Source organism: Paraburkholderia caffeinilytica (genome assembly GCF_051027425.1).
Lineage (GTDB): Bacteria > Pseudomonadota > Gammaproteobacteria > Burkholderiales > Burkholderiaceae > Paraburkholderia > Paraburkholderia caffeinilytica_A.
Genome location: NZ_CP186552.1, coordinates 4,090,549 through 4,102,653, shown reverse-complemented (window position 1 = coordinate 4,102,653; position 12,105 = coordinate 4,090,549). Strand labels below are relative to the sequence as shown.

Here is a 12,105-nt window from a genome sequence, read left to right as displayed (position 1 = left end):
TACAGCGATTTCAGGCGTCAGAGCGGGTCGCGCCGAGCACTTTGCCCTTGGTTTCCGGCAGACACATTGCAGCGGCGATCACCAGCAGATAGCCCGAGCCGGCGACAATGCCCATCGCCTTAACAAGCGTCATGGTTTGCGACAGTGTACCGACCGGGATCGGAAAGAACGAGCCGGGACCGCAACCCAGGTCGTAGCAGAAGCCTTGCCCCGATCCGCGGATCGAGTCTGAGGGGCGAGGAGTTGTGCGGCCAGTTGTGGTTAAAAACGGCAGAAAGTAAGGAGTTTCGTTCCGTTTTCTTACTAACTGCTACGAAGTAACCAAAAAATTATTGACCAAGGTTAAACTGCGCCCGCAGCACTCAAGCTGCGAGATTCCTCTTTACGCCCGCGCTCGTCATCCTTAATGCTCGCAACCGCAAAAAACTGCTCGCCATCCCGTCGCTCCGCGAGTACGCCGTTGCGGGCCTATCAATCGCGCCGTACGTTTCTGAAATCTTCTGCAAGCGTTTTGTTGCTCTCCGGCATGAGCAGTTCGCTGCTGTCGGCGTGTGGAGGCGGAAATCTGGACGCCGAAGTGCCGGAAACGCCACGTCTGGCGTCGGTCGCTAATTTCCGCGATGTGGCGGGCGCGGCTGCCGGCTACCCTACGGTCGACGGCAAACAGATGCGCCGTGGCGTCTTCTATCGCTCGAACGCGCTGACGCTCAGCGCCGCCGACGCAATCGCCCTCCAGAAACTCGGCGTCACTTCGGTCTACGATCTGCGCACGCCGGGCGAAATCGCGCGTACCGCGGATATCCTGCCCGCCGGTTCGACCTCGCAGGCACTCGACGTCCTGGGTATCAGCGATTTCGTCGCGCCAACGTTCGATACGACAGGCGCCGCCGTGGCGTTCATGGAAGCCCAGGCACGTGCCTATGTCACCGGCGCCGCCCAGCGTGTCGGCTATGGCGAGCTCCTTACGCGGCTTGCCAATGGCGGCGGCGTGCAGTTGTTCCATTCCGACGCGGGTAAGGATCGCGCCGGTTGGGTCTCGGCACTCCTGCTGAGCATTGCCAATGTGCCGCTCGACGTCATCATGCAGGACTATCTGCTCAGCAACGTCTACCTGGCCCAATCGATTGCGGCGCGGACCGAGACGCTGCGCGAGCAGAATGGCGACGCGGTCGCAACGATCGAGTCGCCGTTGCTCAACGTCCAGGAAAATTATCTGCAAGCGGGGTTCGATCAGGTGCAGGCGAGCTACGGCACGATGGCGAGCTATCTGACGCAGGGCCTTGGCATGTCTCAGACGACGGTCGACGCTTTGCGCGACCGTCTGGTCGTCTGACCGGTTTTTCATCTGTAGCTCGGCCAGCTCGCCGCGCCTGGCGTTGTGCGGAACGCATCGGCAGGTACAGACGAAAAAAAGTCCGCCCCAAATATCAAGGCGGACAGAGAAGGGCGGCATCGAGGTTGCCGGGGGCGACTATAAGGCCATAGTCACTGCGAAAGCCCCTTCAGTAAGGGCGCGTAAGTGCCTGCGCCCAATGTGCTTCCCCTTCTCGATCATCCTTACCGTGCAGGCCGGTCAAACCGGCAATTCGATCCGTACTTCCAGCCCGCCTTGCGCGTGATTGCGCACGTGACAGCGTCCGCCGCGATCGTGCGCGAGCCGCGCGACAATCGCGAGACCCAGGCCGCAATGACCTTCGCCGCCACGCGCGGCGTCAAGCCGTACGAATGGTTTCATCGCCGCGGCGATGCGGTCGTCGGGAATGCCCGGGCCGTGGTCGCGCACGCTGATCACCCAATGCTGATCGGTGCGCGCCGTGCCGATATCCACCGGCGCCGAGCCGTGTTCGAGCGCGTTGTCGACGAGGTTCGTGACCAGCCGGTCGAGCAAGGTGCGCGGCAGCTTGAATGACGAGCCGGCGTGCAGCGCGAGCGTGAACAGCGGGGTCTCGGCGCTGTCGCTGGCGGAAAACTGTTCCTGCAGGAATTCGTCGACTTCGACCGGCGGCCCCGCGTCGACGGACTGGCCGGCAAACTCCAGAAACTGCTGGACGATGTTGGTCAGCGAGTCGACGTCGCGAATCAGTCCGGCCCGTTCGTTTTCCGCGACCAGCACGCTCGCCCGCAATTTGAGCCGCGTGAGCGGCGCTTTCAGATCGTGCGCGACGCCGGCCAGCATGACCGCCTGGTCGTCGCCCGCCTCGTTCAGACGCCGCATCATGTCGTTAAAGGAACCGACCAGATCGCGCAGTTCACGCGGGCCTTGCACGGTCACGGGCTCCGGCCGGCCGCCGGAACCGAACGCGCGGGCGGCGTCGGCTACGCGCGACAGCGGCCGCTGCATCTGCCAGACCGCGAACAGCGACAGGATCAGCGCGGCCAGCAGCATCGAAATGGATTCGACCAGGAAATGCGGGCGCGGCGGCACATCTACCGGCACGACGACCCAGTTCGATTTGCCGGGGAACAGGACCCATAACTGCGGCGGGCGCAGGTCGTCCACGGCGATCTGCGTGCCGGGCGGCAGGTTCTCGCGCAAATGCCGGCTCAGTTCGATCAGCGGATGAGCGTTCGGCGTATGCAGATGAACGCTCGACGGCATGTTCCAGGTGGGCACGAGGTGCACCCGCATGGCGGGCGCGAGCGCGGCGCCTTTAATCGGTTCGCCGTTGATTGCCTGCAACACCAGCAGAATGCCGCGCGCGAAGCCGTCGATTTCGTGGCGCGGCGGCTGCATCACAACCAGTACGAACCATCCAGCCTGAATCGCGAACAACACCGCCGTAGACAGCAACGCCATTCTGCCGAATAGCGTGTTCAGCGGGTTTCTCATGCGCTTGAGGCAGCCTCGTCGGCGAACGGCGTGCCGTCGGCGTCGGGCACGAACACGTAGCCTTTGCCGCGCACTGTCTGCACGTAACAGGGATTGGACGGGTCGTCTTCGATCACGCGGCGCAGGCGCCAGATCGGCACGTCGAGGCTGCGGTCGCGGAAGGCGAGATTGTCGCGGTGCACGAGGTCGTGAATCAGTACGCGTGACAGCACTTTGTACGGATTGTTGACGAAAATCTTCAGCAGAGCGAACTCGCTGTCGCGCAGCGGCAGCTTCGAATCGTCGCGCGACAACGAACGCGTGGCGAAATCGAGCTCGAACGGGCCGAAGTGATACGGCTTGCGGGATTCCGGCGCGCTCGTTGTGGAGGGCCCGCGGCGGCGCAGCACCGTCTGGATCCGCGCGAGCAGCTCGCGCGGATCGAACGGTTTGGTCAGATAGTCGTCCGCGCCGAGCGAAAGCCCGACAATCCGGTCGGCCACCGTACCGCGCGCCGTCACGAAGATCACCGGAATGTCGTCACCGGCGGCGCGCAACGCGGTGAGCGCGCGCAAGCCGTCGGTGTTCGGCATCATGATGTCGAGCACGACGACCGATGGCCGTTCACGTTCGAGCCGGCGTTGCAAATGGGTGCCGTCATGCAGCACCGACGCGTCGAAGCCGTTCGTCTGCAGAAACTTGCAAAGCAGATCGCGTACGACCGGATCGTCGTCGACGATTAGGACCTGTGGATTCATGGCGAAATTTTAGACTGCCTCGCGCGACGCGCGACCTGGTGTTTTCTTACCAATACTTACCCAAAGCCGCACCGGCCCGGCCGATTCGGGCGTCAGGCCCGCTACCAAAGGCTCACGCCATATTTCACGGTCGCCATATTTGGCAATGTGTTGTCGACGTTCAGCACGGCTACGGTAGTCATTTTGCATCGCCTAAATTCCGCCGATGAAAGAATCTGCTCGAAATTGCTACTGATGGCAATGGGTAGAAATGCATAGCAACGTGTCGTAAGAACCGCTGGAAAGCGCGCGTTCCTTCGTGCATCGCCAGTGCGTGTGCGGCGAGATGATTCGTCATGCAGTACGTTGCGTCGCATGCCGAAAACAGCCTAACGCCTTGGGCCCACGGCAGGCGGCGTGAAATCGAAACCTAGCGCCACGCGAGGCTCATTATGACCGTTCACAGCAATCTCAGTTCGACCCGCTTTTCTTCGCTCGCACCGATGCGGCCAGTGGAGAAGCCTGCCCCCTCAAATACGCCGTCAGCCGCGCCGCAGGAGCGGGAGTCCGCCACCGAGGCGCTGCCTTCGCTGCCGTCCGGGCTTGTCGGGCATAACGTCAACACGACTGCCTGACGTACCGAGGCCCGTGTGTCGACCCCGAGCATTCCTGAACGTTTCATCCGAGTCGCTGCGTGGTTGACGCTCGGCGCGGTGCTGCTGCCTCTCGGCGGCTGCGCCGTCGCCGCGCTGCCGTGCCGACTGACGTCGGCCACGCTGAAAATCATCCCGGTCGTCGGCCATGCCGCGGCCACACCGTTCGACATGTGTTCATCCGCCATCGACTGAAATCGACCGAATCATGACACTCAAACGGATTGCCTGCGTGTTGGCGCTGCTAGGCGGCATCGTTTCGATGGCCGCCCAGGCGCAGCCGGTCGCGCGCGAAACGAGTGCGGCCAGCGCCGCGTCGAAGAGCGCGGCCGCTGAAGCACGCCGGCGCTCGCCGGACAAGCCGTTTGCGTTTCGCGGCATCGCGCTCGGCATCACGCTCGACGAGTTTCGTGCCGGCTCGAGCGTGCGGGCTACGCCGCTCGGCAGTGTGCCTGTCTGCGAGACGGATGTGCAGGCGGGCGCGCTCGGCATGCGGCTGAAATCGCAGGAGAGTCTGACGGTCGCGTGCCGCTGGGCGCATCGCGCGGACGACGGCTGGGCGGTGTCGCAAGCGGTCGTCGACGGTGTTCCGGCACAGGAGCATGTGCTGCGCTTTGCACGTGTCGACGGGCAGAGCGCGCTGCGTCTGTACGAGATTTCATTTGTGATCGACGAGGTCACCGCCGAAGACTTGCGCGACGCGCTCGCGGACCGTTATGGCGCCCCGCGTCTGGCGACGCAAAGCGTGTCGTCGGGCTCGATGCCGGTCTATGTGTGGGAAAACGCGGTGAGTTCGATCACGTTGTGCTTTCTGCCCGGGACCCGCAACGGCACGCTCACCTATCTGCTGAAGGGCTCGGATGCGTGGGTGAAATCGGTCGTCCGGCAATGGCAGGCGAGTGGTGCCGAGGCGGGGTGATGTGCCGCATCCACCGCCCGGTTTGCGGGCTCGTACGTGGCTTCGATTGCATCGTTGAGCGAAGCGTCGGCGCAGCAATCGCAAAGTCCGTTTTCAATCCGGCCGATCGGGCCAAGGAGCATGTATGACTGCGCTACGTCTCACTGTTGCGCTAGGCGCGGCGGCCTGCCTCGCGGCTTGCGGGAGCGGCCAGCAGCCGTCAATCGTCGAAACGCCGATGTCGCCGCCGCTCACGTCGGTGCCGCTGAACGTTAATACGCAAGGTGCGATCTATCAGGTCGGTACGGCGTTGCTGCTTTATGAAACACCGCGTGCGCAGCATATTGGCGACGTGCTGACGATCCGCTTGTCGGAGTCGTACACCGGCAACAATAGCGCGACCGCTGCCGCGAGCCGCTCGAGCAGCATTACCGCGACCGCCGCCGATCAGTCGACCAATGCCGCCGCGCGCCTCGCGAAGCTGTTCAACATCGGCTCGGCCAGTACCGATTACAAAGGGCAGGGCAGCCTCACCGATACGAGCGGCATGACCGGCACGCTGGCCGTGACCGTGATCGGGACCATGTCGACCGGCAATCTGGTGGTGTCGGGCGAGAAGGTGATCTCGATGAGCGGCAACCGCGACCGCCTGCGCCTGTCGGGCGTCATCAATCCGAAGGATATCGAAGCAGGCAATTATGTTGCATCAAGCAAGGTCGCGAATGCGCGCATCGAGCAGGCCGGCGTGGGGATGGTGTCCGACGCCACCACGATGGGCTGGCTGCAGAGAATGTTTCTGAGCGTGCTGACCTTTTAAAGCCGACGCAGTGTGAGCGCAGGCGGCACGCCAGATGCGGGGCCCGCCGCGCACCTTTCCTCAGACCTATGCAAGCGGCTGCACACCGCGTTCCGCTGCGCCGATCTCACCGTCCGGCACGAACACATAGCCGCGTCCCCAGACGGTTTGCACATAGCGAGGCTCGGACGGATCCACTTCGATCAGCCGCCGCAAACGCCAGATCGATACGTCAAGGCTGCGATTGCGATGCGCTTCGCTATTGCCGTGCAGTTTCTCCAGCAACTGCGCGCGCGTGAGGACGGTCATCGAATGCGTGACGAATACCTTGAGCATCGCGAATTCGCTCGAACGCAGCGGAATGCGCTCGTTATCGCGACGCAATTCGCGCGCCGGAAAATTCACCTCGAAACGGCCGAAGCGATAGGGCGCGCGTTGCTCCGGCGCACTTGGCGCAATCGAGCCGCGGCGGCGCAGGACCGTGCGAATTCGCGCGACCAGCTCGCTCGGTTCGAACGGCTTGCCGAGATAGTCGTCGGCGCCGAGTTCGAGGCCGATCACGCGGTCGATCGGATCGGCGCGCGCGGTTAGCAGGATCACGGGAATATCGTCGCCGGCAACGCGTAAGGCGCGCAGCGCACTGATGCCGTCGAGCTCGGGCATCATGATGTCGAGCACGATCAGCGCGGGACGCTCGTTTTGCAATGCACGTTGCAGCGCTATACCGTGTTCGAGCGTGGACACTTTGAAGCCACGCCCTACCAGATATTCGCTGACGAGCTCGCGTACGACGGGGTCGTCGTCGACGACCAGAATGGATTGGTTCATCCAGGTCATCTTAGTGATCCGAGCGCGCGCCGCAAAGCACATAACACTTTCGAATCCTTTCTCGTGTAAGAGAAAGCAAGCAGGCTGTCGACGCGCTTAATTGGCCAGTGAGGTCTGCATGGTCTGCATCGGTTGCCGGGCCAGATCGGTTTGATCGATCACCATTTTGTCGATCAAACCATTGAGCTTGGTTGCAGCGGTAGAGAAGCGGTCGGTGTTGAGGCCGCCGGTCTGGTAGCGCGCGGTGACGAGAATACGTCCGTTCTGGATCAGCGTCAGATCGATGATCGACAGATACTGGATCGTTTCGTCGCTAAACGAGCGGCGGCCGTAGTCGGTCGCGGCGTTGTAGACGAGGCGCGCCTCGCATCCGGCGGGAGAGGTGCCCGGATTGTAGACCTCCGAACGAATGCCGTGCCGGTCGAGCGCGAGTTGCAGTGCCGGCACGAAATCGCCGACCGACACCATCTGATTCACTTCGATGCAGACGTTATGCACGTCAGCCGGACGGCCGTTGACGAAGGTCGGCGATGAATAGTTCGCCGCGATCGCGTAGCCTGCCTGGATCACGGAACCGGTGGCGTCGGCTGCCGAGATCAATGTCCACGCGCAGCCGTTCAGACCGAATGCGAGGGCAGCCGAGGCCGCGAGCCACGCACACGGCCGCCGCAACATGACCCACGCGGCCAAGGAGGCCCGCGTGAAAGCGTAAGCGCGCAAGCTCGGCATAGAGGTCATGATGCGGTGCCTGGTGGCGGTGAAGAAGTGCGGCGAATAAAAGTATGTCGCAGTGGATAGCGGCAAAAACGAGCCACGCTCAGCGCGTGACGCGCAGGCGCAATTCGTTTTGTCCTTGCACGCTAGCCGTCACGCTCACACGCCGATCATCGGTAGTCACGATGAAATGCTGACGCGTCGGCGTGTTGACGTCGTGTACGACGTTCGGGAAGCAGGCGGCGATATCGGCGCCGATTTCTTCGAGCGGATCGTTGACGACACCGTCAGCCTGCCAGTGCGCGCGCCAGTGGCAATCGTAGGCGTGCGCGTTGGCGCGGCAGTCGTCCGCGGCAGATACGCCCGGCAGCTGCGCAGCGGATTGCGTGTGCAGCTGTTTGAAGTCGGGCGCGTTGACGATGTGTTTGAGCGCGGGGCAAACGTCCGCCGGCTCGTTGGGTTGGGTGGCTTGCGCAGCGTATGCGGCGCTCGTGAGCAGCAGGGCTGCGCCGAGGGCAAGCGCGGCGCGCTGGGCCAAAAGATAGGAGCGGCGATCGAATGACATGTGCGAGAGTCCAGTATCAGTGAGTGGCGGAGCGGGGCGGACGTGGTACCGCCCGCACGACTATCGTCGCTGCTACAAGGACTTTTCAAAGCGGGGAACAGCTTACCCGCTTCGTAGATGCTTTCTAACTCTTCTCGGGTGTTTCCAGATCTTGCGATGAGTTAACGCGCCGCACGGGAAGATGAGCGTGACCTCGTCCTGATCATGCGGCGATCGGTTCGCCCGAGCGCTCGACGTCGAGCGTGTCGCCATGGAACGCCGCCAGCGACTCGCGATGCGCGACGCTGACGATCGCCGCCTTCGGCAGACGCTCGGTGAACAGGTGATAGAGACGTGCTTCGTTTTCCGCATCGAGCGCGCTGGTTGCTTCATCGAGGAACAGATAGTCCGGCTTGTGCAGCAGCACGCGGGCGCCGGCGAGACGTTGCTGTTCGCCCGGCGAGAGGATGCGCGTCCAGTGTCCCGATTCCTGCAGACGGTCGGCGTACTCCGACAGGTGGCAGGTGATGAGCGCTTCGCGGCATTCGTCGTCGGTGTAGGTGTCCGCGGAGGACGGATAGGCGAGCGCGGCTTTCAGTGTGCCGATCGGCATGTAGCTGACCTGCGGAATGAACATCATGCGCGCGTTGACCGGGGCGTCGATCGAGCCGTCGCCGAACGGCCATAGGCCTGCGAGCGCGCGCATCAGCGTGCTCTTGCCCGAGCCGGACGGACCCCGCACCAGCCAGCGCGAGCCCGGCGTGATCGCGATATCGCGGATGCGCGACAGCGGGCTGCCGTTCGGCAGCGCGAGCCGGAGGCCTTCGGTGGAGAGCTTGTCTTCGTCGACAAAATGCAGATTGATGCCGCCGTGCGCGGTAGCGGGCGACACCGATTCCTTCAGGCGCGGCGCATGCACGATGCGCTTGAATTCACGCAAGCGGTTCACGGTGGCACGCCATTCGACCAAGGTGCCGTAACTGTTGATGAACCACGAAAACGAATCGCTGACGGTACCGAACGCGCTCGAAATCTGCATCAGCACGCCGAACGTGAACGCGCCCGCGAAGTAACGGGGCGCCGCCACCACCAGCGGAAAGATGATCGCGATCTGACCATAGAAGCTCAGCACGAAGGTGAGCCGCTTGGTGTACTTCATCACCTGCCACCAGTTGTCGCGGATGCGGCCGAACAGCGAGTGCGTGTTCTTCTTCTCGGTCTCCATGCCGTCGTAAAAGGCGATCTGCTCAGCGTTTTCACGCAGACGGATCAGGCCGAAACGGAAATCCGCCTCGACTTTCTGCGCCTGGTAATTGATCGACACGAGCGGATGACCGACCTTCTGGATGATCAGCGAGCCGATCACCGCGTATAGCGCCGCGGCCCACACCATGTAGCCCGGAATCTGCACCGGCATGCCGCCGAGCGAAACGGTCAGGGCGCCGGCCAGCGACCACAGGATCGTGATGAACGAGACCAGCGTGACGACCGTGGACAGCAGATCGAGCGTCAGCGAGAGCGTGGTGGTGGCGAACGATTGCAGATCGTCGCTGATCCGCTGGTCGGGGTTGTCGGCGAGCCGGTCGCGTTCGATCCGGTAGAAGGCGCTGTCGTGCAGCCATTCGTTGAGATAACGCGTGGTCAGCCACTGGCGCCAGCGGAAGCCGAGCATCTGGCGCAGATAGCGGCCGTACACCGCAAGGATGATGTAGCCGAACGCGAGGCCGGAAAACACCATCAGCAGATGCGGGAAGTCGTGGATGTTCTTGGTCTGCAGCGCGTTGTAGAAGTCGGCGCTCCAGCGGTTCAGGCGCACGTTGATCCACACGACGAGCAGATTCATCACGATGATCGCGATGAGCAACGCCCACGCCGTTTTTCGTTCTTCGGAAACCCAGTAGGGTTTGATCAGGCTCCAGGCGGAGACTTTTTCGTCCGACGGCAGCGCGGGGCTGGAAGCGGTATTCGTTGTCATGAGCATCCTGGTGAAGTGCTGGCCCATGCCAGGCCGGCCTCATTCGGGCCGGCCTCGCGGCGGGTTTGCGGTGCGTGCCCCCGGGCGTCGTGCTCGACGAACGCACGCCCGGGTGAGCGTCCGATTCTGGCGCGAAGCCCTTAAGTGAAAATTAATTTCCGCGCGGGGCCCTCGCCTCGATACCACATGTCGCGCGGGCAACTGGCGTGTCGCCCGCGCATGGCTTCTGCGGTATCCGGTGCTGGCATTGTGCCAGAGCGTTGCTTTCAGCCGTATTGATGAATCGAAAGATGGTGCCGGATCAACCGCGCGCGGCGGCACAGGTCACTGGTTTGCGGGCGCCGCGCCTTTTATGGTCTAATGACCTTCGACGAAACAGGGGTGCTTTGCCCACAGGCTGCGTGATTTTCACGCAGCGGCGGCGAGGCTGAGAGAGACCCTTTGCACCCGATCCGGGTAATACCGGCGCGGGAAGTTTCCGGAAGCAGTCAGTCTTCCATTCCCCGCCGGGCGGCGTCCGTCATTGGACGCGCGTATTGCCCGGCCGGCCTCACCCGCCGGTTTCGTCCTGGGTACGTGCGTTTTTTTTGCCGTACGGAAAGGACTCGATGACCGCCTATTCTTCAGACATGTGTTTTGCTTTTCGCCACGCGTTCGCCGGTTATGGCGGCGTGCGGTGCCGTTTTAGCCTTGCTAGCCATTGCTGTGTAGCGGAGTGCGCGCGATGAATCGTCCTGCGCAACCCGATTTCGCGGTGCTTGGCGGCGGCCTTTGCGGGCGGCTGGTCGCATGGCGTCTCGCCGGCCAGGGGCATCGCGTCGCGCTGTATGAACGTGGCGACGCAGCCGGTTCGCAAGCGGCCGCCTGGGTTGCCGCGGCAATGCTGGCGCCGCTTGCCGAAGCCGCCAGTGCTGAACTGCTGATCACGCGTCTCGGTGCGAGTTCGCTCGACACCTGGCCGCAAGTACTCGCTGAATTGCCGGAGCCGGTGTTCTTTCAGCGCAATGGCACGCTGGTCGTCTGGCATCACGCCGATCGCACCGAAGCGCCGTTGTTCGAACGCCGTGTACGCTCGAACGCGCCTGCGGAATTGCTCGACGGCGGCTTTGTGACGCTGGCGGGTGCGCAACTCGGCGCCGCCGAGCCTGCCTTGGCGGGTCGCTTCAATCAGGGCTGGCTGCTGCCGCGCGAAGGTCAATTGGATAACCGTCAGGTACTGTCCGCGCTCGCCGCTGGCCTTGCTCAGCGCGGTGTCGAAACGCACTGGAACACGCCGGTCGACGATCATGCGCTGCCGCCCGCGCGCGTCACGATCGACTGCCGGGGTTTGGGCGCGAAGCCCGTGCTGCCTACGCTGCGTGGTATCCGCGGCGAAGTCGCCCGGGTGCATGCGCCGGGTATCAAGCTGACGCGGCCGGTGCGGCTGCTGCATCCGCGTTACCCGCTGTATATCGCGCCGAAGCAGGACGATCTCTACGTGATCGGCGCGACCGAGGTGGAAGGCGAGGACATGTCGCCGGTTAGCGTGCGTTCGGCGCTCGAGCTGTTGAGCGCGGCATTTTCCGTGCATCCCGGCTTTGGCGAAGCACGCATCCTCGAACTGAATTCGCAGTGCCGACCGACTTTGCCGGACCACCGTCCGGCCTTGCTGTGGGATGGCGCGCAGACATTGCGCGTGAACGGCCTGTACCGGCACGGCTACATGATCGTGCCCGAAGTCGCCGACGAAGCCGTGCGCTTCGCCGCGGCGCTGCTCGACGGCCGCATCGGCGACGCCGATGCCTTCGCCGACTGGCAAAGCTCAGCGCGCTGGAGTGAGCTGTTTCAACTGGATTCCACGCGGGAACCGGCATGAGCGTTGCGCGCCCGCGGGTGAAATAGCCGCAGGCAAACAAGGGCGCCGCGCCGTTACCGCCATCGATTGAACCGTATTCGAACACCATGGACATTCATATCAATCAGAAGCCGTTGTCGTTGCCCGAAGGCGCGACTGTCGCCGATGCGCTTGCCGCGTTCGGCGCGCGTCCGCCGTTCGCGGTCGCACTGAACGGCGATTTCGTCGCGCGTACCCAGCATGCGGCGCGCGCGCTGCAGCCGGGCGACAAGCTCGATGTCGTGCAACCCGTGGCCGGCGGTTAAGCCCCGCGCTAC

13 protein-coding genes, 1 pseudogene and 1 riboswitch are annotated in these 12,105 nt (G+C 63.3%); of the genes and pseudogenes, 6 read left to right on the top strand and 8 right to left on the bottom strand.

Annotated elements, in window-relative coordinates; translation table 11 throughout:
• Nucleotides 1-10: 10 nt before the first annotated feature.
• Nucleotides 11-226: pseudogene (locus ACOSV0_RS18275) on the bottom strand (MFS transporter); the annotation flags it as partial.
• A gap of 180 nt (nucleotides 227-406) precedes the next feature.
• On the opposite strand from ACOSV0_RS18275, the gene ACOSV0_RS18270 reads away from it, so the two are divergent.
• A complete protein-coding gene (locus ACOSV0_RS18270) occupies nucleotides 407-1,333 on the top strand; it encodes a tyrosine-protein phosphatase (protein WP_434107517.1) in 927 nt (308 codons plus the stop codon).
• A 240-nt stretch (nucleotides 1,334-1,573) separates the two neighbouring features.
• Here the strand turns inward: ACOSV0_RS18270 and ACOSV0_RS18265 are convergent, their stop codons facing one another.
• The 3 genes from ACOSV0_RS18265 to ACOSV0_RS18255 form a co-directional block, all read right to left on the bottom strand.
• Nucleotides 1,574-2,830, bottom strand: coding sequence for an ATP-binding protein (locus ACOSV0_RS18265; RefSeq protein WP_434107516.1), 1,257 nt, complete (start codon nucleotides 2,828-2,830; stop codon nucleotides 1,574-1,576).
• Nucleotides 2,827-3,567, bottom strand: a complete 741-nt coding sequence (locus ACOSV0_RS18260) for a response regulator (RefSeq protein WP_434107515.1) — start codon at nucleotides 3,565-3,567, stop codon at nucleotides 2,827-2,829. Before ACOSV0_RS18260 ends, ACOSV0_RS18265 begins: the two co-directional genes overlap by 4 nt.
• 439 nt (nucleotides 3,568-4,006) lie before the next feature.
• Nucleotides 4,007-4,228: a hypothetical protein gene (locus ACOSV0_RS18255; protein WP_434110378.1), complete on the bottom strand. Its 222-nt coding sequence runs from the start codon at nucleotides 4,226-4,228 to the stop codon at nucleotides 4,007-4,009.
• Here ACOSV0_RS18255 and ACOSV0_RS18250 point away from each other — a divergent pair.
• The 3 genes from ACOSV0_RS18250 (at nucleotide 4,227) to ACOSV0_RS18240 (ending at nucleotide 5,914) form a co-directional block, all read left to right on the top strand.
• Entirely contained in the window at nucleotides 4,227-4,394 is a 168-nt protein-coding gene (locus ACOSV0_RS18250) for a DUF6726 family protein (protein ID WP_434110333.1), read from the top strand. The genes ACOSV0_RS18255 and ACOSV0_RS18250 overlap by 2 nt on opposite strands.
• Before the next feature lie 13 nt (nucleotides 4,395-4,407).
• The gene (locus ACOSV0_RS18245; protein ID WP_434107514.1) at nucleotides 4,408-5,118 is read left to right on the top strand and encodes a hypothetical protein; all 711 of its coding nucleotides are present in this window, start codon (nucleotides 4,408-4,410) and stop codon (nucleotides 5,116-5,118) included.
• A gap of 124 nt (nucleotides 5,119-5,242) precedes the next feature.
• On the top strand, nucleotides 5,243-5,914 hold the full coding sequence (locus ACOSV0_RS18240; protein WP_434107513.1) for a flagellar basal body L-ring protein FlgH: 672 nt from the start codon (nucleotides 5,243-5,245) through the stop codon (nucleotides 5,912-5,914).
• Between the two features lie 66 nt (nucleotides 5,915-5,980).
• Here the strand turns inward: ACOSV0_RS18240 and ACOSV0_RS18235 are convergent, their stop codons facing one another.
• The 4 genes from ACOSV0_RS18235 to ACOSV0_RS18220 all read right to left on the bottom strand — a co-directional run bounded on the left by ACOSV0_RS18235 (nucleotide 5,981) and on the right by ACOSV0_RS18220 (nucleotide 9,954).
• Nucleotides 5,981-6,721 (bottom strand): response regulator, encoded by a 741-nt coding sequence (locus ACOSV0_RS18235; RefSeq protein WP_434110332.1) that lies wholly within the window; start codon nucleotides 6,719-6,721, stop codon nucleotides 5,981-5,983.
• A 96-nt stretch (nucleotides 6,722-6,817) separates the two neighbouring features.
• Nucleotides 6,818-7,459 (bottom strand): hypothetical protein, encoded by a 642-nt coding sequence (locus tag ACOSV0_RS18230; protein ID WP_434107512.1) that lies wholly within the window; start codon nucleotides 7,457-7,459, stop codon nucleotides 6,818-6,820.
• 79 nt (nucleotides 7,460-7,538) lie between these two features.
• A complete protein-coding gene (locus ACOSV0_RS18225; protein WP_434107511.1) occupies nucleotides 7,539-8,000 on the bottom strand; it encodes a hypothetical protein in 462 nt (153 codons plus the stop codon).
• A gap of 202 nt (nucleotides 8,001-8,202) precedes the next feature.
• Nucleotides 8,203-9,954, bottom strand: a complete 1,752-nt coding sequence (locus ACOSV0_RS18220; RefSeq protein WP_434107509.1) for an ABC transporter ATP-binding protein/permease — start codon at nucleotides 9,952-9,954, stop codon at nucleotides 8,203-8,205.
• 367 nt (nucleotides 9,955-10,321) lie between these two features.
• Nucleotides 10,322-10,445: riboswitch (TPP riboswitch) on the top strand.
• A gap of 233 nt (nucleotides 10,446-10,678) precedes the next feature.
• On the opposite strand from ACOSV0_RS18220, the gene ACOSV0_RS18215 reads away from it, so the two are divergent.
• Together ACOSV0_RS18215 and thiS are read left to right on the top strand one after the other, a co-directional pair.
• The gene (locus ACOSV0_RS18215; protein ID WP_434107508.1) at nucleotides 10,679-11,809 is read left to right on the top strand and encodes an FAD-dependent oxidoreductase; all 1,131 of its coding nucleotides are present in this window, start codon (nucleotides 10,679-10,681) and stop codon (nucleotides 11,807-11,809) included.
• Between the two features lie 86 nt (nucleotides 11,810-11,895).
• Nucleotides 11,896-12,093: a sulfur carrier protein ThiS gene (thiS, locus tag ACOSV0_RS18210; protein ID WP_028199627.1), complete on the top strand. Its 198-nt coding sequence runs from the start codon at nucleotides 11,896-11,898 to the stop codon at nucleotides 12,091-12,093.
• The last annotated feature ends 12 nt before the right edge of the window (nucleotides 12,094-12,105 follow it).

Coding starts and splice junctions, on each gene's coding strand:
- ACOSV0_RS18240 (WP_434107513.1), top strand. CDS start 5,243: ATGACTGCGCTACGTCTCACTGTTGCGCTAGGCGCGGCGGCCTGCCTC.
- ACOSV0_RS18230 (WP_434107512.1), bottom strand. CDS start 7,459: ATGACCTCTATGCCGAGCTTGCGCGCTTACGCTTTCACGCGGGCCTCC.
- ACOSV0_RS18245 (WP_434107514.1), top strand. CDS start 4,408: ATGACACTCAAACGGATTGCCTGCGTGTTGGCGCTGCTAGGCGGCATC.
- ACOSV0_RS18270 (WP_434107517.1), top strand. CDS start 407: ATGCTCGCAACCGCAAAAAACTGCTCGCCATCCCGTCGCTCCGCGAGT.
- ACOSV0_RS18255 (WP_434110378.1), bottom strand. CDS start 4,228: ATGAAACGTTCAGGAATGCTCGGGGTCGACACACGGGCCTCGGTACGT.
- ACOSV0_RS18235 (WP_434110332.1), bottom strand. CDS start 6,721: ATGAACCAATCCATTCTGGTCGTCGACGACGACCCCGTCGTACGCGAG.
- thiS (WP_028199627.1), top strand. CDS start 11,896: ATGGACATTCATATCAATCAGAAGCCGTTGTCGTTGCCCGAAGGCGCG.
- ACOSV0_RS18215 (WP_434107508.1), top strand. CDS start 10,679: ATGAATCGTCCTGCGCAACCCGATTTCGCGGTGCTTGGCGGCGGCCTT.
- ACOSV0_RS18260 (WP_434107515.1), bottom strand. CDS start 3,567: ATGAATCCACAGGTCCTAATCGTCGACGACGATCCGGTCGTACGCGAT.
- ACOSV0_RS18225 (WP_434107511.1), bottom strand. CDS start 8,000: ATGTCATTCGATCGCCGCTCCTATCTTTTGGCCCAGCGCGCCGCGCTT.
- ACOSV0_RS18265 (WP_434107516.1), bottom strand. CDS start 2,830: ATGAGAAACCCGCTGAACACGCTATTCGGCAGAATGGCGTTGCTGTCT.
- ACOSV0_RS18220 (WP_434107509.1), bottom strand. CDS start 9,954: ATGACAACGAATACCGCTTCCAGCCCCGCGCTGCCGTCGGACGAAAAA.